Source organism: Nitratidesulfovibrio termitidis HI1 (assembly GCF_000504305.1).
GTDB classification, from domain to species: Bacteria; Desulfobacterota; Desulfovibrionia; order Desulfovibrionales; family Desulfovibrionaceae; genus Cupidesulfovibrio; species Cupidesulfovibrio termitidis.
Genome location: NZ_KI632512.1, coordinates 3,554,802 through 3,574,643 on the forward strand (window position 1 = coordinate 3,554,802; position 19,842 = coordinate 3,574,643).

Annotated in this window: 15 protein-coding genes; 10 read left to right on the forward strand and 5 right to left on the reverse strand. The window is 69.6% G+C overall.

From position 1 onward, the window contains the following. The first annotated feature begins 238 nt into the window (after positions 1–238). Complete coding sequence (locus tag DESTE_RS14180; protein WP_245590858.1) at positions 239–1,558, forward strand: diguanylate cyclase; 1,320 nt, start codon at positions 239–241, stop codon at positions 1,556–1,558. A 42-nt stretch (positions 1,559–1,600) separates the two neighbouring features. On the opposite strand, the gene DESTE_RS14185 is transcribed toward DESTE_RS14180, so the two are convergent. After that, complete coding sequence (locus DESTE_RS14185; protein ID WP_035068262.1) at positions 1,601–3,028, reverse strand: UDP-N-acetylglucosamine 2-epimerase; 1,428 nt, start codon at positions 3,026–3,028, stop codon at positions 1,601–1,603. Between the two features lie 722 nt (positions 3,029–3,750). On the opposite strand from DESTE_RS14185, the gene DESTE_RS14190 reads away from it, so the two are divergent. From DESTE_RS14190 to DESTE_RS14200, 3 genes are all read left to right on the forward strand, one after another. Continuing rightward, entirely contained in the window at positions 3,751–4,215 is a 465-nt protein-coding gene (locus DESTE_RS14190; RefSeq protein ID WP_245590859.1) for a hypothetical protein, read from the forward strand. A gap of 252 nt (positions 4,216–4,467) precedes the next feature. Then, on the forward strand, positions 4,468–7,287 hold the full coding sequence (locus DESTE_RS14195; RefSeq protein WP_035068263.1) for a PAS domain S-box protein: 2,820 nt from the start codon (positions 4,468–4,470) through the stop codon (positions 7,285–7,287). Positions 7,288–7,558: 271 nt separating this feature from the next. Next, entirely contained in the window at positions 7,559–7,732 is a 174-nt protein-coding gene (locus tag DESTE_RS14200) for a twin-arginine translocase TatA/TatE family subunit (RefSeq protein WP_035068264.1), read from the forward strand. Positions 7,733–7,931: 199 nt separating this feature from the next. Here DESTE_RS14200 and DESTE_RS14205 read toward each other — a convergent pair whose 3' ends face one another. After that, the gene (locus DESTE_RS14205) at positions 7,932–9,254 is read right to left on the reverse strand and encodes a nucleoside recognition domain-containing protein (RefSeq protein ID WP_245590860.1); all 1,323 of its coding nucleotides are present in this window, start codon (positions 9,252–9,254) and stop codon (positions 7,932–7,934) included. A gap of 530 nt (positions 9,255–9,784) precedes the next feature. Between DESTE_RS14205 and DESTE_RS14210 the strand changes: the two genes are divergently transcribed. Continuing rightward, positions 9,785–11,011 (forward strand): chemotaxis protein, encoded by a 1,227-nt coding sequence (locus DESTE_RS14210; protein ID WP_035068265.1) that lies wholly within the window; start codon positions 9,785–9,787, stop codon positions 11,009–11,011. A 497-nt stretch (positions 11,012–11,508) separates the two neighbouring features. On the opposite strand, the gene DESTE_RS14215 is transcribed toward DESTE_RS14210, so the two are convergent. From DESTE_RS14215 to DESTE_RS14225, 3 genes are all read right to left on the reverse strand, one after another. After that, positions 11,509–13,473 (reverse strand): sigma-54-dependent transcriptional regulator, encoded by a 1,965-nt coding sequence (locus DESTE_RS14215; RefSeq protein ID WP_035068266.1) that lies wholly within the window; start codon positions 13,471–13,473, stop codon positions 11,509–11,511. A 145-nt stretch (positions 13,474–13,618) separates the two neighbouring features. Beyond that, positions 13,619–14,911: a peptidase U32 family protein gene (locus DESTE_RS14220; protein WP_156925372.1), complete on the reverse strand. Its 1,293-nt coding sequence runs from the start codon at positions 14,909–14,911 to the stop codon at positions 13,619–13,621. Positions 14,912–15,016: 105 nt separating this feature from the next. Further along, positions 15,017–15,928 carry a PHP domain-containing protein gene (locus DESTE_RS14225; protein ID WP_035068267.1) on the reverse strand — a complete coding sequence of 304 codons (912 nt, stop codon included), beginning with the start codon at positions 15,926–15,928 and terminating at the stop codon, positions 15,017–15,019. A gap of 282 nt (positions 15,929–16,210) precedes the next feature. On the opposite strand from DESTE_RS14225, the gene DESTE_RS14230 reads away from it, so the two are divergent. The 5 genes from DESTE_RS14230 to DESTE_RS14250 all read left to right on the forward strand — a co-directional run bounded on the left by DESTE_RS14230 (position 16,211) and on the right by DESTE_RS14250 (position 19,834). Next, a complete protein-coding gene (locus DESTE_RS14230; protein WP_035068268.1) occupies positions 16,211–16,411 on the forward strand; it encodes a Trm112 family protein in 201 nt (66 codons plus the stop codon). Positions 16,412–16,729: 318 nt separating this feature from the next. Further along, a complete protein-coding gene (locus tag DESTE_RS14235; RefSeq protein WP_035068269.1) occupies positions 16,730–17,143 on the forward strand; it encodes an Hsp20/alpha crystallin family protein in 414 nt (137 codons plus the stop codon). A gap of 207 nt (positions 17,144–17,350) precedes the next feature. Continuing rightward, positions 17,351–17,896: an Hsp20/alpha crystallin family protein gene (locus DESTE_RS14240; RefSeq protein ID WP_156925373.1), complete on the forward strand. Its 546-nt coding sequence runs from the start codon at positions 17,351–17,353 to the stop codon at positions 17,894–17,896. Positions 17,897–18,046: 150 nt separating this feature from the next. Next, positions 18,047–18,595 (forward strand): phosphodiesterase, encoded by a 549-nt coding sequence (gene yfcE / locus DESTE_RS14245; RefSeq protein ID WP_035068270.1) that lies wholly within the window; start codon positions 18,047–18,049, stop codon positions 18,593–18,595. A 93-nt stretch (positions 18,596–18,688) separates the two neighbouring features. Further along, entirely contained in the window at positions 18,689–19,834 is a 1,146-nt protein-coding gene (locus DESTE_RS14250) for a tRNA dihydrouridine synthase (protein WP_425411696.1), read from the forward strand. Positions 19,835–19,842 lie beyond the last annotated feature (8 nt).

Consider the following 19,842-nt stretch of genomic DNA (forward strand, 5'->3'; position numbering starts at 1 on the left):
CGGGATAGAACCGTGCGCACGGTAAAGGCGGAATGATACTTCTTGCCCGACCGGGGAGTACCAGTACACAATGCGGACAGTGGGCGCACTCCCATGCGCCCGGTCGCATTCCGTCCCGACGCGAGGGTTTTCGATGTCCCGAGGGGTTCTGCCGTTTCTTTCCCGTCTCTCCCTGCTTGCAGTGCTGCTAGCCGGGGCATCTCCTGCCCTTTGCCTGGCCGATTCCGGTGGAGCCGACGTGCGGTTCACTCCGGCGGAGCAGCATTTCATCCGCGAGTCCGGCCCCATCACCTTGTGCGTGGACCCGGACTGGCCGCCCTTCGAAAGGGTGGAAACGCGCAACGGGCAGCCGCGCCATGTGGGCATTGCCGCCGACATCATCGCGCTGGTGGCGCAGCGCACCGGCCTGTCCTTCGAGCTTGTGCCCACGGCCACGTGGGATGAAAGCATTGCCGCCGCGCGGGCGGGCCGCTGCCAGGCGCTCAGCTTCTTGAACCAGACCCCGCAGCGCGAGGCGTGGCTGGGCTTCACCGATCCCCTGCTGACCGACCCCAACGTGTTCATCACCCGGGTGGAGCACCCGGCCATCACCGACCCGGCGGCGCTGGAGGGCGAACGCATCGTGTTCCCGCAGGGAACGGCCATGGAGGAACTGGTCCGCAGGGACTACCCCAACCTGAAGGTGCTGGTGGCGGAATCGGAGGCCGAGGCCATCCGCATGGTGGAAGAGCGCAAGGCCGACATGACCATGCGTTCTCTTATCGTGGCGGCCTACACCATTCGCCAGCAGGGGTTGTTCAACCTGAAGGTCGCGGGAAAGCTTCCGGAATACGAGAACAAGCTGCGCATGGGCGTGGTGCGGCACGATCCCCTGCTGCGCACCGTGCTGAACCGGGGCATCCGTTCGCTGACCGTCGAGGAACGGCAGCAGGTCGTCAACCGGCACGTGCCCATTACCGCCCAGACGTCGGTGGATTACTGGCTGGTGGCCCGCGTGGCCGGGTTTTTTGCGCTGCTGGCCGGGGTGGTGCTGTGGTACAACCGCAGGCTCAAGCGCATGAACGCCGTGCTGGAGCGGCTGGCCCGCACCGATCCGCTCACCGACCTGCCCAACCGCAGCCGTCTGAACGAACTGTTCCGGCGCGAGGTGGAGCGGGCCCAACGCTATCGGCGGCCCTTTTCCATCGTGATCCTGGACATCGACCACTTCAAACGCGTCAACGACGACCTCGGCCACCTTGCGGGCGACAGGACCTTGCAGGCCTTCGCCGGGGTGGTGCGCGACAGCGTGCGCGGGACGGATACCGTGGGCCGCTGGGGTGGCGAGGAGTTTCTGGTGCTCTGTCCGGAAACCACGGGGGAAGAAGGCGTGCAACTGGCCGAACGGCTGCGCGTCGCCATTGGCGGCACACCGTTTGAAAGTGGCCGCAGGCATACGCTCAGTGCCGGCGTGGCGACCTTTTGCGCAGGCGACAGCGTGGACGCCCTGCTGCACCGGGCGGACACGGCCCTGTACCGAGCCAAGAACGGCGGGCGTGACCGGGTGGAAGTGGCGTAGCCGCCCCGCGTCGGGTCGTGGCCGCGAACGCTGGCGGCTCTTTTAGGCCCGGAATTCGGCGTGCGGGGGCAGCAGCGGGGCAAGGCCGGTCATGAACCGGTCCAGCGCCAGGGTGATGCGCCGGGAGGCATGATCGTCGCCGGGGGTGGCGCAGGCCGCCGCCATGGCCGCGTGATGCGCGCCATCATCCAGAAGGGCCGCCGTCTCGCGCAGGATGGCGGCCTTGTCCGTTCCCACCAGTCGGGCGCGACCGGCGCGCACCGCGTCGGGCAACTGCGGGCTGGCGCGCAGGGCCAGCACCGGCACGCCCAACGCGGAGGCCTGTTCCAGCACGTCCTCCGCATCGGTCAGCACCAGGCGGGCGTCGCGCAGGCAGACCACGAACTCCGGCAGCGGGGGCACCGGCATCAGGCGCACGTTGGGCACCGCGCCCAGCAGGGGGATGGCCGCGTCGCGCAGGGGACGGTGGCGGCCCACCGGCACCAGGAAACCGGTGTCGCGGCGGTCCAGCGCCAGTTCGCGCACGGCGGCGCAGATGTCCTTCAGCGCCTGCGGGTTGGCGTGCAGGCCGTGCAGGCTGACCAGCACGGTGTGTCCCCGGGGCAAGGGCCGGGCCGGGCGGGGACGTGGCGTGGCAGGCGCGACGGAAACCGGCATGGCCGTGACGTCCGCCGTGTCGGAGACGTTTTTCGGCACCCTGCGCAGGGATACCGGGCGAATGTCCGGCACCCTGTGGGGGGGAGTGGCGGCGGGCCCGGCCTGTTCCGTTTTCTGGTCTGGGTTCTGTTCCGCGTTCGGGGCAGCGGGTACGCCGGGATCGGCGGTGGCGCCAACAGGCATCCCGCCGTCCGGAGCCGGGCCGCCGACCTGTCCGGCTTCCGCGAACCGGTGCAGGCTTTCCGCCATGGTGGTTCCGGTGACGGCAATGCGCGCGTCGTCCACGCCCTCGTGCAGCAGCGCCTCGCGCGCCTCTGCCGTGGCAGCGAAATGCAGCGAGGCCACGGCTGCGATGCAGCGGCGGTTGCCTTCCTCCGGCGAGGGGGCGCCCGTCTGTTCTTCATGCGGCCCGGCGTCGATATGGGCCACCGGCACGTTGTTGTGGAAGGCGGTCAGGGCCACGGCCAGGGCCGTGGTGGAGGCGCCCTGCACCAGCACGATGTCCGGCCGCAGGCGCGAAACCACCAGCCCGAAGCGCAGCACCGCGTTGCCCGCCAGCAGATGGAACTGGCCTTCGTCGATGTCGCCGGGCAGGCTGAGGTCGATGTCGCATTCCATGTCCAGATCCGCCAGCGTGCTCACGAACCGGTCGCGATGCAGGCCCGCGCTGACCACGATGGGGTGGAACCGGGCGGCGCCTTCGCGCAGGGCATGCACCACCGGGGCGCAGGCGATGGCCTGGGCGCGGGTGCCCACCACCACCATGACCCTGGCCCGGCGTTGGGCGGGAATGTGAACGACGTTGTCTGCCATGGCGGCCTCCGTTGCGGCGGGCAGGCGCGCTGCGGCGTGCGGACGGTGGATTCCGTCCCGGCATCTGCCGCCGCGCACGGCGCCTGTATCGCGCGGTACTTTGGGACTGCATAGCAGAAGTGCGCCATCCTGTTCGGGGCGGGATGGCATATTTACACAGGTTGACACTATTTAATGCAGCTGCGCGCGCGGGCTTGCCCTGGCGGCGTTGAGCGGTTAGCCAGAAGAGGCGGGGCCGCATGGCCAGCCGGTGGTCCGGTCCTTCAGCCGGAGCCAGCCCGTGCCAGCCATGCCCGCGCATGCCCGCTCATGTCGGTCCGTGTCGAGCCGTGCCGGTCCGTGTCGAGCCGTGCCGGTCCGTTCGACCCTCCCGATTCACGTCCACCACACGCCCCCTCCATGCCATGAACATGCCCAAGCCCTGCCGCACCACCGGACCCGCCTCGGTATCCGGCCATGCTTCGCACCCCGCCCCACCGGGCCGCGCGCACGCGCAGGGCGTCTGCCCCAGGTGCGGGGGGCGAGTCTGCCAGCCCGGCTATTTGGGGCAGGCCCGTCAGGCTGCTCAAGCCCATCCGGCCCGTCGGGCAAATCGGGACACGCCCGCAGACCGGCCAGACCGGCCAGACCGGCCAGACTGGGCAAATCGGGCAGGCCGGGCGGGACGGGCATCGGAGCGCGGGGAGGGCGGCCTCGGCAGACTGCTGCGGCAGGGGCTGGCCGTGCCCGTGCGCTACCTGCGGGCAGCGCCCCTGCCCCATGCCACCGGAGGCGTATCCGCCCTTATCGGCGCGGGGCTGGCCCGCGTGGCGCTGGAAGCACTGGCGGAAGAGGCGCTGGCCATGGGGCTGCTGCTGTTCATGCCCGCTTCCGGCTGGTTCGGGCTGGCCCTGCTGTGCGGGGCCGACGGCCTGAGCCGCTACCGCGAATATCTGCGGATGCGCCGCATGCTGGACCGCTGGGGGTTCGCCCCCCGCCTGCTGCGGCCACTGGCCTCGTCGCGCTGCCAGCGCGACGCCGCCATGCAGGCCGCGCGCGAGGCAGGCTGCGCCGACAGGACCCGCGCCTATTACCGCAAGCTGGGATACCGCTGGTACCATCTGCTGCCCGACAGGGTGGTAGCCAATCCGCTGGCGTTTCTCGACCCCCGGTTTCTGAGGGCCACCTTTTTGCCCGGCAAGCGCTAGGGCCATTTCCGGATGGTCCTTTCGCCCGCTGGGCAAACGGACAGAGGGCGCGGAGTGGGCCGGGGGTTGCAAGTTCCTGTCGCGCGGGGCCTCGTTGTGGTGTACCCTGTACCGATGCGAAGAGCGACTTCGGCACGCTCCCGGTCCGTACCATCGGGCCACGCGGGGCAGGCTCAACGGAACTGGTGGCGGAACTGCTGACGGAATTGATGACGGAACGGGCGCGGTGCGCGCCGCAGGGGAGCGATTGGCATGGCAGCCGACGACGGCCACCACGATCACGGCACCGCCGCAGCCGGGCCGGGCTCCGCACCTTCCGAGCGCGCGGAAGTCCCCGGTGACGTGGTCGAGCGCCACCGCCTGCTGCTGGAGCACCTGCCCAACGGCTATTGCCTGCATGAAATGCTGTGGGATGAGAACGGCCAGCCGCGCGACTACCGGTTTCTCGACGTCAACCCCGCCTTCGAAGCCATGACCGGCCTTTCCCGCGACAGGGTGGTGGGGCGCACCCTGCTTGAAGTGCTGCCCGGCATCGAGCGCCGGTGGGTGGATATCTACGGGCGGGTGGTTTCCTCCGGCGAAAGCACCGCCTTCGAGCACCGCGACAGGCTGACGGGCAGACATTGGGAAGTGCGGGCCTGGCGCGCCGGGCCGAACCGGTTCGCGGTGGTCTTTTCCGACGCCACCCGCTGCCGGGTCATGGAAGACGAGTTGCGTCGCTCCTCGGCCATGCAACGGGCCATGATCCGTAACATCCCCTTCGATTTCTGGGCCCGCGACACCAGTGGCCGCGTGGTCATGCAAAGCGATATTTCCGTGGCCTTGTGGGGCGACCTGACCGTGTCGCCCGACAGCGAGCGGGACGTGCCGGAAGAGACCCGGGCCGGTTGGGCGGACATCAACGCCCGCGCCATGGCGGGCGAGACGGTGCGCCACGAGCACGAGGTGCAACTGCGCGACGGCGCCCGGCGCGTCTTTTCCAGCATGGTCACCCCCATCCGGCCCGTCCCCGCCATCCCCGCCATCCCGGCCATCAGCGACGAGGCGGCCGACGGGTTGCTCGGCATTCTCGGCATCAACATCGACATCACCGAGCAGCGCGCGGCGGAACAGGCCCTGCGCCGCAGCGAGGCGCGGTTCCGCTCGCTGATAGAGAACGCCCTGAACCTGCCGGTGCAGGGTTACGACCGCGAGCGGCGGGTGTTCTTCTGGAACTCGGCCAGCGAACGGCTGTACGGCTTCACCCGCCAGGAGGCCATGGGCAGGCGGCTGGAGGAATTGATCATTCCCGAGGAGATGGCCGACGTGGTGCTGCGCGACGTGGCCCGCTGGGTGGAAACCGGCATCCCCCCCCGCGCGGGCGAACTGCGCCTGCGCCACAAGGACGGCAGCCCGGTGTCGGTGTTTTCGTCACACGTGGCGTTGCAGGGGCCGGGCGGCGAACCGGAGATGTACTGCATCGACGTGGATCTCAACGACCTGCGCCGCACCGAACTGGCCCTGCGCGAGAGCGAGCAGCGCTTCCGCACGCTGGTGGCCAATCTGCCGGGCGTGGTCTACCGCTGCGAGGCCAGGCCGCCATGGCGGGCATTGTACGTCTCTGCCCAGGTGGAGCAGCTGACCGGACATCCGGCGGCGGAATATCAACAGGGTGACCTGGCCCTTGAACACATCATCCATCCCGACGACCGCGCCGGGGTCATAGCGAACATGGCTACGGCCACCGATCCGGATGGACATTTTTCGTTGGAATACCGGGTGCTGCACGAGGATGGCACCCTGCGCGCGGTCATGGAGCAGGGGCGGCGGGTGCACGACGAGGCGGGCCAGGAGTTTCTGGACGGGGTCATCCTGGACGTCACCCCCCTGCGCCAGGCCCTGAGCGACCTTGCCGCCGCGCGCGACTTCCTGGACGCGGTGATGGAGGCCATGCCCTCGGCCCTGGCCGGGGTGGGGCCGGACGGTTTGATCATCCATTGGAACCGCGCGGCGGAAGAGGCCTCCGGCCTTTCGCGCGATGCCGCGCGCGGGCGCCCTGCGGCAGAGGTGCTGGCCCGGCTGGTGGGCGAGGCCCCGCATGTGTTCGAGGCCGTGGCCCGGCGGCAGGCCGCCCGGTTCGAGGGGGTGCCCCGCGTGACGGACGGACGGCTGCGCCACCTGGACGTGATGCTGTTCCCCCTCCTGGCGCAGGATGCCGCGTCCGGCGTGCCGGGGGCCGTCATAGTGCGGGTGGACGACGTTACCGAGCGTACCCGGCTGGCCGACATGCTGGTGCAGACCGAAAAGATGCTGTCCGTGGGGGGGCTGGCGGGCGGCATGGCGCACGAACTGAACAACCCGCTGGGGGCGGTGTTGCAGGGCGTGCAGAACATCATGCGCAGGCTGGACCCGGATCTGCCCGCCAACGCCCAGGCCGCGCGCGATGCCGGGGTGTCCCTTGGGGCCATGCGCGCCTACATGGAGGCCCGGCGCATTTCCGAAATGCTGGAAGGCATCCGCGATGCGGGCACCCGCGCGGCGGACATCATCGCCACCATGCTGGAATTCACGCGGCCCGGGCAGGGGCGGCGCACCACGGCCCGGGCGCATGCGCTGGTCGAGCGGGCGCTGGCCCTGGCGGGCAGCGACTACGACCTGCGCCGCCAGTACGATTTCCGCAAACTGCGTGTGGTGCGCGATTTCGCCATGGACGACGATACCCTGACCTGCGTGCCCACGGAAATCGAGCAGGTGCTGCTGAACCTGTTCAAGAACGCGGCCCATGCCATGGCGGAAAAGCGCTACCCTGCCGGGCAGGAGCCTGCCCTGCGCGTGACCACCCGGCGCGAGGGCGACGAAGTGCTTATCGTGGTCGAGGACAACGGACCGGGCATGGAGCCGGAGGTCCGGCGGCGGGTGTTCGAACCGTTTTTCACCACCAAGCCGCCGGGCGTGGGTACCGGGCTGGGGCTTGCGGTCAGCTACTTCATCGTGGTGCGGACCCACGGCGGCAGCATTGCCTGCGACGGCGTGCCCGGCGAGGGGACGCGGTTCATCGTGCGGTTGCCGGCACGGCAGCCGGCAGACAGCTAGGGCGCTTTTACCGGACTTGCGCGTGAGGGGGCCCTTCTCGCGGCTTCCGAACGCCATCTGTGGAATTTTACGGCCCGGAGCCATGCTTCGGGCCGTGGTTGTTTGTGCAGGTTGCACGCACAATGGGGGTCATGGTTGCACAAGTTGGCGCATCATGGCATTCGCGCGTATGAAATGGCAGAGGCGTGCGGAGTCGGGAGAGTGTCCCGGCATGCACCGCGCGCTGAGGGCGGAATTTTTGCGCGCAGCATGCGCTCCACAGGATGGAATCATGATCGGCGAACTGTTTCAACCGATGCATTTATTGGTGGTGGGTATAGTGGCCCTGTTCGTTTTCGGCCCGGACAAGCTGCCCCAGCTGGGAAGGACATTGGGAAAAGCCGTGCGTGAACTGCGCGGCGCCATGAACGAACCCGATGAGGTCACCAAGGACAACACGAAGTAGGTGGGATTTTCCGGCTGGTGGTACCCGGCGGGATACCCCACCAGATCCCCCAGACCAGATCCCCCAGACGGGCCTGGGGGATGCCTGTGCCGGGTGCTATGCCGGGCGAATACGAACGGGGCGGACACGGAAACAACCGTGCCCGCCCCGTTCGCGTGTTCCTGCGTCGAGCGTGTTCCTGCGTCGAGCGTGGTCGGCGTCAGTGCGCGGCCAGCCACCATATGGTGGTGACGGCAGTCAGGCTGGCCACGCGGAACAGCTGGCTCTGCACCAGCAACGCCAGCCCCAGGCGAGGGGTGAAGATGCCGGTGTGCGAGGGCAACTGGTGGCGCAGCGCCCGGATGGGGGTGGCCACGATGGAACCCAGTATCAGCGCCAGCGCGGTCTGGGCCGTATCCAGCGAGCCCGCGTCCAGCAGTGCGGCGGCAGCGGCCACCCCGGACGAAAATTCGGCGGCGGCGGAAAATATCACCACCCCGGCGGCCTGCACCGGCAGGATGCCCAGCCCGAAGCCGCCTGCGGCCCCTGCTGCCCCTGCTGCCCCTGCTGCAAGGTCGCGCAGGGTGTCGAACACCCCGACCTGGTGCAGGGCGTACATGGCAAGATAGGTCGGCGCGGTGAACAGGGCCATGCGGCCGATGCGGCGGCGGAACCGCGTGCCAACCAGCGCCAGCGCCGCCCGCAGGCGCTGCGCCGGGGTGGCGGGCACGTCCGGGTGCGTCGTGCCGTGAGCGGCCACGACGCCGGACCGCTTTCCGCCATGGTGGGCCACGTCCTGCCCGGCCGAGGGCAGGTCGCCATCGCCCGCGCACCCGTCCGCTGGCACGGCCCGACGGGTAAGCAGCAGCACCAGCGCCGTGCGCAGCAGTGCGGCCACGCCGTTCAGCGACAGGTAGATGATGCCCGCAGTGCGCGCCAGCGGCCCCACCACGAAGAACGTGGTGGGCAGGTGCAGCAGAAAGACCGGCAGGCCGGAATTGAGCAGGTACGACAGGCGCAGCTCTCTTACGGACAGCCGCCCGGCGGTGTGCGCCTCCATGAGCAGCGAATTGGACGCGGCGGCGGACAGAAAGGCCGTGGCGAAGGCCGCTCCGCTGTCGTCGGGCAGGCGGCCCCAGCGGGTTACCGGGCGGGCCAGCCGGGCCAGCAGCGGCGTCCAGCCAAAGGCCTCCACGGCCAGCCCCATGGCCAGCCCCATCCCCATGATCACCAGCATGTGCAGCAGGGGGCGCACCAGTCCCGGCCACGCGGCATGCCACGCCAGCAGGCGGGGGTCGCGCGCCAGGATGGCCCCCAGGGCCACGGCGCAGGCCAGCAGCGGCACCGCCACCCCCATGCGCGACACGCGGCGGCCACCGGCCTTGCCATGTCCAGCGGGCCTTGCGTGGGGGGCGCGGCCATGCGCGGGAGGGTTGGCAGCGGGAAACGCGGACGAGGAAGAGGGCGCGTCCCCCACGCCAGGTGCGGCGGGCGGCTGGGACGGGGCGGATGCGTCGTGCTGGCGGGGGGGCTGCATGGGCATGACTGTGGCGGTTTGGCCCGCGAGGTGTCTGGGCGCGTTTGGGGCGCCTGGAATCGTGGTGCGGTTTTCGGGGGCTGCCGCCGTTCGGCAGCGTGCGAGGGCTCTGCGGTTTGTAGGCCCGGCGGCGGTGCGGCGCAAGGGAAAACCGGGAGTCATCTGGAAAGGGCGACGGCACATGGTTCGGCCCGAACCGGCCAATATTAGGGCAATATCAGGGCAATATCCGTTCCCGCCCCAGGCCGGTTCCCGTGGATTGTCCGGCGGGAACCCGTCGCGAAAGGGGGCTGGTGTCCGGTGGCCCTTTGCCGGGAAAGGCGCTACATTACGCGCCGAACGATGTCAGGCCGCACGACGGCGGGTTGCCGCCGGGCCGACACGCGGGTGCCATCATCCGGGGACGGTTTCGGCATACCCTGTGTCGCGCGACAGGCATGCGGCCTGGGCAAGGCGCCTGCGGGGCGCCCGGGGCATCGGCGCATTCTTCGGATTCTCATCGGGGCATGGCGCGCCAGCGCCTGCCGGGAGGAATCATGGGGCAGACCGGCATTCTGCTGGAATCCGGCACCAATGAACTCGAAATCGTCGAGTTCTTCGTGGACGAGGCCGTGTCCGATGGCGCGGCACCTGGCGGGCCGGACAATTCCGGCGCATTGGGCGCCGATGCCGGGCTTGCCGGGTCGGGCGGCATGTCCGAAGCCCTGGGCAGGGACGGCGACTGCGTGGCGGAAGCGGCCGCGGGTGGGGGCTTTGGCGCGGCCGCCCCGCTTGCATGCGGCTCGCTGCGGCGCCGCTACGGCGTCAACGTGGCCAAGGTGGTGGAAATCATCCGCATGCAGCCCGTCACCGCACTGCCGCAAATGCCCCATCCGGCGGTGCTGGGGGCCTTTCCGCACCGCGACGGGCGGGTCATCCCGCTGGTGGACCTGGCCAAATACCTGGGCATCCCGCGCGACACCAGCGGCGAACCCAAGATCATCGTCACCGAATTCAATACCGTGGTCACCGGGTTTCTGGTGTCCGGAGTGAACCGGATTCACCGCATCAGCTGGACCGACGTGGAGGCTCCGGGCCGTTTCCTGCAGGAGGCCAGCCGCAATTCCATCACCGGCATGGTCCGGCTGGACGAACTGGTGGTGTTTCTGCTGGACATGGAAAGCATCGTGGCCGAGATGCACCCGGACCTGTCCATCCGCATGGAACGGCCCCTGGGCCCGGCGTCCGCCGGGGGGCGGGGACAGGCGGGGGGCACTGCGCCCGGCAATGGCCGTGCGGGTGGCGAAGCCGGTGCAGGCGCTATGCCCATGGACGCCGGGGTGCCGGAGGTGCAGCCGGACCTGCCGCCGCGCCGCTATCGCATCCTGCATGCCGACGATTCCGGCAGCGTGCGCCGCCTGGTGCGCAGCCTGATGGAGGCCAGTGGACGGTTCGAGCTGTTGCAGGCCAACGACGGGCAGGAGGCATGGGAAATGCTGGACGGGCTGCGTCGCGAGGCCGAATCCAGGGGGGCCCCCCTGTCCGAGCTGGTGCAGGCCGTGGTCTCGGACATCGAGATGCCGCGCATGGATGGGCTGACCCTGTGCCGCCGCATCAAGGAAGACCCCGTGCTGCGCACCCTGCCGGTGGCGCTGTTTTCGTCGTTGGTCTCGGAACGGCTGGGGCACAAGGGCGAATCGGTGGGTGCGGACGCGCAGTTCGCCAAGCCCGATTTGCAGCTGCTCAGCCAGAAGGTGCTGGAACTGCTGGGCGAATCCGCCTGACATTCCTGGCCACGGGCCGTGGCGTGCGGAACATTCTGCACGTGTTGTTCGTACTTCTCCGAAAACGTGCGGGGCGCGACGTTCTCATGGAACGCGCGCCCCGATTTCGCCCGCAACGCACCGACTGCGCCACGGACCCCTGCGGCTGGAATGCGTCCGACGCATTCCCCCGTACCGGCTGGCCTTGTCCAACCGCCCTCCGGCACGGATCGGGCATCGACCGACATGCCCGGTGTCTGTTGCCATATACTTACCAAGAAGCGTGCCACTCGTGCTGCGATGACGTGGCGGTTGGAATATGCTGGAATAGCAGTACGTTGTCATTATTACTGGTTGCCTAACCAATCAATATGGGGCGTTGGTTACGGTGCCGTCCGCGATGGTGGACGGCACCGGGCCGGATTGATCCGCGATGCCGGACGCTACGGAGAAGCGAATGTCCGCGATGGCGGACGGTGACATTCATAGTGCCGGGGTGGCTGGCGACGGTCGTGGGGTCAGCGAGGCGGCACGCCGTGCTTGCGCAGCAGATCGTACAGATGCGACCGGGACAGCCCGGACAGGGTGCAGGCGGTGCGGATGTCGCCACCGGCGCGGTGCATCAGTTCGTGCAGGTAGGCAGTGAATTGCGCATCGCGAAAGTCGAAGAAACGGGGCAGGCCGTCGGCAAAGGGTGCGTCGGCATGAAGGGTGGTTGCAGCGGGGGCAGTGGACATGCCGGTCGCTGGTGAGGTCCGGGGCCCATCATCCTCAAGGGCGCCATGGGGCGACAGGCCTGCAAGGCCGGTCTGGCCAAGGGGATCTTCGCCATAACCATTGTCGCGCCCGGCCCGTGCTGGCCGTTCGCCGCCGTTGCCGCTGTCCGCGCCGGGCATGTCTCCATGTCGCGCGCGATCCGTGGTGGGCGTGCGCGCCGCAGGAGCGGTGCGTTCCGGGGACGGGGCATAATGGGGCGAAGTGTAGATGGCGTAGGGTGCGCGCGGTCCCCAGCCGGGCGAAACGGGTGGCGTGGGCTGTACCTGTCCGGGCGGAACCTGTCCGGGATGTGCCTGCTCGGGGTGTGCCTGCTCGGGGTGTGCCTGTCCGGGCCCGGCGACCTGGCTGTCCGAGGGGGCGTTGCCGTCTTGTTGCGCGGGGGCGCTTGCGGGGCGGTTCCTGCCCGTTCGATCCACGCCATTCACGGAATCTGCTGCGTTGCCGATCCGCAGCGCAGGCGCGGCGCGTTCCCCGGTTCCGTACAGGCAGGACGGCCCACCAAGTTCGCCGTAGCCAGCCGGGGCGGCGGCCCCGTTGCGCGCGGCGGCGCGGGCCAGGCAGATGCGCAGGTAGTCCGGCAGGTGGCGGGCGAACAGCTTGGGGGCGTCCTGCGAGGCCAGCACCGCCCGCTCCAGGGTATGGATGAGTTCGCGCACGTTGCCCGGCCAGTGGTAGGCCAGCAGGGTTTCGTGGAAGTCGGGCGAGATGTCCTTTTCCGGCAGGGCAAAGCGGGCCCAGATGCGCGGCAGGTAATGCCCGGCCAGCGCCGTGACGTCCTCGCATCGTTCGCGCAGCGGCGGAATGCTCACCACCACCGTGCGCATGCGGTAGAGCAGGTCGCTGCGAAAGGTGTTGCGCTCGGCCATGTCTTCCAGGTCGCGGTTGGTGGCCGCGATCAGGCGGAAATCGCTGGTGATTTCCGTGCGGCCGCCCACCGGGCGAAAGCGGTGTTCCTGCAGCACGCGCAGAAACATCTTCTGCATGGACAGGGGCAGTTCGCCCACTTCGTCCAGGAACAGGGTGCCGCCGTCGGCCTGCAACACCAGGCCGTCGCGGTTGGAATCCGCCCCGGTGAAGGCCCCCTTGCGGTGGCCGAACAAAATGGACCCGGCCAGCGAACGCGGCAGCGAGGCGCAGTCCACGGCCACGAAGGGCGCGGCGGCGCGGGGGCTGTTGTCGTGGATGGCCCGGGCGAACAGTTCCTTGCCCACGCCCGTTTCGCCGGTGACCAGCGCGGCGGCGTCACTGCCCGCCGCCTCGGCCACCACGTCCAGGCAGCGGCGGATGGCCGTGCTGACCCCCACGATGGAATGCTTCAGGCGCGACGAGGGCCGCTGGGCGGGCAGGCGGGCACGATAGTCCAGCGCGCGCAACAGCGGCAGCACCACCCGGTCGGCGGGCAGGGGCTTGCGCAGCCATTCCCACGCCCCGTGGCGGATGGCCCGTTCCGCGCCGTCCGGGTCGCCCCCTTCTGCGGTGACGATGATTTCCGGCTGGCCGGGCAGGGCGCGCAGGCCGGGCATGGACTCCACCCCGTTGCCATCGGGCAGGGTGGCGGCTAGAAAGACCACGTCGGCGTCGTCGGCCAGCAGACGCCCCTCGACCAGGCCCGCCGCGCGCGAGGCCCGGTGCCCCAGCCCTTCGGCGATGCCCGCCACCAGTTGGGCGAAGGCGGCGTCGGCGTCGATGATCAGCACATGGGCCATGGATGTTCCGTAAGGTTCCGTAAGATTTCGTAGGTTTACGCAGGGTTTCGCGGGGTTGCGTGGCAGGGCGCGCCAGTGTGCGCCAGTGTGTTGCGGACGCCGGGAATACGGATGCCTGAGCAGCGGTGCCGGAAGGTTCCCGCCGTCAGGCCCGCACGAACAGGCCGGGGGCCAGTCCCTCGTGGGCACAGTGCAGCACCCCCGCCATGCCGGGGTGCAGCCGGTCCACGGTTTCGCCCTTGTGGTTTTCCAGCCGGAAGTCGCCGGGTTGCAGTTCCGGCCTGTGCAGGCCGGGCAGCAGCAGTTCCAGGGGCTTTTCGGCGCGCCAAGGGGCGCGCACGGATACGTGCCACGCGGCGTTGTCCGCAGGCTGCTCGATGCGCGCGACCACCGGGCGGCGCATGGCGTCGTGCGGCAGGCCCCGGTTCAGCCGTTTGCCGCCGGGCAGGAAAAAGCCGGTGGAAAGCGGCCTGCTGGCGGTGTTCAGCAGTTCGTACAGGTAATCCTCGTGCCGGAAGGTGCGCCGGGTCAGGTCGTCCAGCGCGGTGCGGTAGGCGTCGGTAACCTGGGCCACGTAGCCCGCGCTCTTCACCCGGCCTTCGATCTTCAGCGCGGCCACGCCCACGGCGGCAAACCAGCGCACGTACTTCACCAGGCACAGGTCGTTGGGCGCCCAGAAGCTGGAGTGGAACGGGCCGTCCTGTACCGCTTCCCACGCGATTTCGCCGGGCCGGGTCTTTTCTTCCACGGCCAGGGCCATGCCCATGTACTCGAAACGGCAGGGGTGGGTGCACTGGCCGAGGTTGGCCGGGCGGTTGTTCATCCAGGCGGAAAGCAGGCAATGGCCGGACACGGCAAGACACATGGCCCCGTGCACGAAGGCTTCGAATTCCACGCCGGGACAGGCCCGGACCAGGGCGCGGATGCCGTTCAGGTCCAGTTCGCGCGCCATGTTCACACGGGTGGCGCCCATGTCCTGCCAGAACAGGGCGGCTTCCGCGTTGGCGGTGTTGGCCTGGGTGGAAACGTGCAGCGGCAGATTCGGCGCGCGGCGGCGGGCCATGCGGGCAACGCCCGGGTCGGCCACGATCAGGGCGTCCACGCCAGCCGCGTGGGCCTCTTCCATGGCGGCTTCCACGTCGCGCAGGTGGCGCTGGTGGGGCAGGCTGTTCAGGCAGTAGTAGACGTGCGCATTCACGGCATGGGCGCGCCGGACCGCCTGCGGCAGTTCGTCGGGCGAAAAGCCTTGTGCGCCCGCCCGCAGGTTGGGGCCGCGTCCGCCAAGGTATACGGCGTTGGCGCCATAGCGCAGGGCCGCGTCCAGCTTTTCCATGTCGCCCGCCGGGGCCAGCAGTTCGGGCAGGGCAAGGCGCGCGGAAGCGGGATGGTCCGCGTCTCGCGGGGACGGGGGGGGGTGTGCTGTGAAACCGTTGCTCATGATGACCATGCGTGGTTGAGGCTGTGGTGTGGGTAGGTTGATGGCCGACGGCCCGTCTTTGGTTGGCGGGTTGGCGGGGTTGCGGGGCGCTGCGGCAGGGCGCGCCTACACCGGCAGCCCCTGGCGGCGTCTGCGTTCCTTCAGGTCGTCCAGCACCGCGGTGGTCACGCGCAGGCCGCCGCGCCCGCGTCCCAGCGATATGCCGGGCTTGCCCGCGCCGTGATAGTCGGAGCCGCCGGTCAGGGCCAGTCCGTGCCGGGCGGCCAGGTCCACGCAGCGGCGGGTGTCGGCCTGGGAATGTTCGCTGTGGTAGGCCTCTATGGCGTCCAGGCCGTGGGGCTTGAGGTCGGCCACGGTGTCGTCCAGCCATTCGGCAAAGCCGTTGCCGGGGTAGCGGAACAGCATGGGGTGGGCCAGGGACACGGTGGCGCCCACGGAACGCAGCAGGGCCACGCCTTCGACGGGGGACAACGTTTCCTTGGCCACGTAGGCCCGGCCACCGGGACCGATGTACCGGGCAAAGGCCTCTTGCGGCGAGGAGACGTAGCCCTTGTCGTGCAGGATGCGCGCGAAGTGCAGGCGGCTGACCGATTCGCCGCCGGAGATGGCCTCCACCTCGGCGTATTCGATGTCCACGCCGCACTCGCGCAGTTGCGCCGCGATGCGCTGGTTGCGGATGGCGCGGTGGTGGCGCAATTCGGCCAGGGTGGCATCCAGCGGGTTGGCGTCCAGCGGGTTGGCGCCCGGATGGGGGCCGTCGCCTTCGGGCAGCCACAGGCCCAGGATGTGCAGTTCGCCGTGTTCGCAGCGTACGCCCAGTTCGCACCCCCGGATGACCTCGATGCCGCGCTGGCGTCCTTCGCGCACGGCTTCGTCCAGGCCGGACGTGGTGTCGTGGTCGGTAAGGGCGATGGCGGCCAGTCTGGCGGCGGCGGCCTTGCGCACGAGGTCCGCCGGGGTGTCGCTGCCGTCGGATGCGGTGGAATGGGAATGCAGGTCTATGAAACGGATGGACATGGCTGCTCCGGATGCCTGATACCCCGCGCCTTCCGGGGCATGGCCTGACCATGTCGCGGGCGGAACGGCGGGGTACGGAGGATGCTACGTGCCGCCACGGCGGGTTGTCAACAAAGGCGTCCGGCATCCCGGACAGGTGCTGTCCCCCGGGCTGTCGCGCGGGCCGGGCGCGGGTGTTTTCGGGGCTGCCGGGCTTGTCGGGCTTGTCGGGTCTGGCGCGCCGCTTGAGCGGGCGGCGGCTTCGGGCTATGGTGCGCGCACAATGCAACCAAGGAGCATGCCGTGTCGCTGAACAAGGAACTGCTGGAAATCCTCGTCTGCCCCAAGTGCCGCCAGCCCGTGGAACCCGTGGACAACGAACGCGGCCTGAAGTGCGCCCAGTGCAAGGTGGTCTACCCCGTGCGCGACGAGATTCCCGTGATGCTGGTGGAAGAGGCCGTTCCCGCCGAAATGTGGGAACAGGGACAGCGTTCGGTGAAGTAGGGCCGGGGCTTTTGCGCATTGCGGCCCGGCGTGAACCGGCCAGGCCCAGTGCGCCCAGTGCGCCCGGTGCGCCCGGTGTGTCCGGTGTCCAGTGTGTCCGGACTGGCCCGGCAAGGCCCGCGCGGAGCGGCGTGGCAGCCTGTCCCGCCACGGTGCCACGGTGCCACGGTGCGCCGCGCCCCTGCCGTTCGTCCCGCCCACGTACACGTTGACAGCGCCGCCGGGGGTGTTAGCTATCCCTGTGCGGCCCCGGCGCGTCGGCCAAGCCGCGTGCCGTGCTCCGCGCCGTCCGCAATCCGCCCACCAGAAGAGGTGCGCATGGTTATCGACTTCAGCGCGTTCTACGAATTTCCCAACCTGCTCGACCGCCTGGCGGGCGATGCGGGGCGCAATCTGGCGGCCACGCGTGGCCGGGCGCAGTTTCCGCCGCTGAACATCGGCGAGGACGACGCGGCCATCCGCGTGCGCGCGCTGGTGCCCGGCGCGGACCTGGACGGGCTGGACATCACCCTCACCGACAAGACACTGGTGCTCAAGGGCGAACTGCCCGTGGTGCGTGGCCGGTACTACCGGCAGGAGCGGCCCACCGGCCCCTTTCAGCGGGTGGTGACCCTGAACGTGCCCATCGACCGCGACCGGGCCACGGCCACCATGAAGGACGGCGTGCTGGAGATCGTGCTGCCCAAGGCACAGGCCGTGAAGCCGCGCACTGTTCACATCGAAGTCAGGTAGGGGCTGCTTCGAAATTGTCCTTTCGTCTGTTGGCTTTGTCAAACTTCGCCTGTCATTACGGTTGAATACGTTAAGAGCGCGATGCGGTCGCCAGCCGTAATGCTCGAAAACTCGCATAACGGCTGCCGCATGCTCCCTCATGCCAGGCTCGTTTTCCTTGCCAGCAAACGAAAATCCTAATTTGGAAACACCCCCTAGGAGGCTGCCATGACGCCCCCAGACCGCCGCCCCCGTTTTCCGCATCCCGCCGCCCGCCCCGCCCGCCAGAGCGAACGGGGAGGCGCGGAGAATCGTGCCCGGCAGGGCCGGTTCGCCTCGTCGCCGCAACCGCCGCGCATGCGTCCCCAGGCCGATCTGGTGGAGCGTGAGGACGGCTTTCACCTGTTTCTGGACATGCCCGGCGTGGCCCACGACGACCTGGTGCTGGACGTGGAAGGCGACGAACTGACCGTGCGCGGGGTGACCCGCTTTGGCGATTGCCGCGACATGGGAAGGGATGCAGGGCACGACGGAGAAGTGGAACCCGGCGTCACGGAAGGTCCCGCCCCCTCGCCTTGCGGTTGTGGCGCGACGGGCGGCCCCCGCGTGCACGCCATGGAGTTCGGCGACGTGGAATACCACGCCGTGTTCACCCTGTCGGACATGGTGGACGCCGCGCGCATTTCGGCCCAACTGGCCAACGGCGTGCTGACCATCCGCATGCCCAAGCGCGAGGCCGCCGCGCCGCGCAGGATATCCGTCGAACATTTATAGTCCGCGCATTGCGCAACAGGCCGCATCCCGAGCCGATTTTTCGCAGACGTCTTTTCCGTGCACACGTTCCGGGCCACCGCCCCACGCGGTGGCCCGTTCCCTTCCCGGCGCGCCGTGCCGCGCCAGCCATACCATCAGGAATTCCCGACCATGAAACTGCTCATCGCTTCCGACCTGCACGGCTCGTTGCCGCGCACCGAACTGGTGCTGGAACTGGCCCGCACCCACCACCCCGACGCCCTGGTGCTGCTGGGCGACCTGCTGTACCACGGTCCGCGCAACCCGGTGCCGGAAGGCTACGCCCCGCGTGAAGTGGCGGCCCTGCTCAACGACTGGGCTCCGCGCATCATCGCCGTGCGCGGCAACTGCGACGCGGAAGTGGACACCATGGTCCTGCGCTTTCCCCTGCCGGAAGCGGCGTGGATTTTCGCCGACGGACTGCGCATCTGGGCCAACCACGGGCACCATCACCAACTGCCCGACCGCTTCCCGAACCTGGCCCCCGGCGACGTGTTTCTGTGCGGGCACACCCACATCCCCCGCGCGGAAACCGTGGACGGCCTGCACATCTGGAACGTGGGCTCCACCACCCTGCCCAAGGACGGCTACGTGGCCTCGTACGGCCTGTTCGATGCAGGCACCCTGTCCATCCGCGACCTGGGCGGCAACGAAGTGCTGCGCCACACCCCCGGCGCGTAGCCCGCGCCCATGCCGCATTCCGAGCCGCATGACCTCATGTCCGACGCATCCCCATCAAGCAGATGCCCATCGAACACGCATGGGCCTGACACCATGACCGTTCCTGCCCCCGACACCGGCCCCGGCATGGCCCAGGCAACCGCCGCTCCGGCCACCAGACTGGACGATGCGGCACTTGCCGCGCGCCTGCGCCAGCCGCTGGCCGTGGGCGGGCGCACCGTGCCGGGGCGACTGTGGCTGGCCCCCATGGCCGGGCTGGGCCACGCCGCCTTCCGCGAGGTGGTGGAAGGCTACGGCGGCTGCGGTCTGCTGTTCACCGGCATGTGCAACGCCCGCGCCGTGCCCACGGAGCGTCCGGAAAAGTCCGAGGCGTTCTCGTGGCGCGCGGGCGAGCCGCCCCGGCTGGTCTGCCAGTTGTTCGGGGCGGAGCCGGAACACATGGCCGAAGGCGCGCGCCGGGTGCAGGACGAAGGCTTCTTCGGCGTGGACCTGAACATGGGCTGCTCGGTGTCCGCCATCGTCAAGCGCGGCTGCGGGGCAGACCTGCTGCGCGACCCGGAGCGCGCCGTGCGCATGGTGGCAGAGGTGCGCCGCGCGGTGGACATTCCGCTGTTCGTCAAGTTCCGCACCGGCTGGTCGCCAGACCCGCAGCCCGCCGTGGACCTGGCACGCCGCTTCGAGGACGCCGGGGCCGACTGCCTGGTCTTTCACCCCCGCGTGGCCCCGGACCGGCGCACCCAGCCGCCCCGGCGCGCCCACATCGGGCTGGTCAAGGCGGCGGTGTCCATCCCGGTCGTGGGCAACGGCGACGTGTTCACGCCGGAGGACTGCGCCAGCCTGCTGGACGACACCGGTTGCGACGGCGTGTCGTTGGGCCGCATCGCCGTGGCCCGCCCGTGGGTGTTCGCGGCCTGGACAGGAGCACTCGACGACGACCCGGACCGCAACCCCGCCCCGTGGCGCGACGCCCCGCTGGCCCTGCTGGACGCGTTGGCCCGGCGGCACGGACCGGCCCGCGCCGTGCGCATGTTCGGCAAGTTTCTGGTCTACCTTACCGGCAACTTCACCTACGGCAACGGGCTGCGTGGACGGTTGCTGCGGGTGACAGGCCGGACGCCCGCCTCTTTTGGAGCGGACGATCCCGGAGGCCTGCATGCCCTGCGCGAAGCCCTGCGGACCGAACTGGACCCGCTGCCCGCCGTGCTGCGCCGTCCCAGCGCGCTGCTATTCGGCATGTAGGTCCGCCC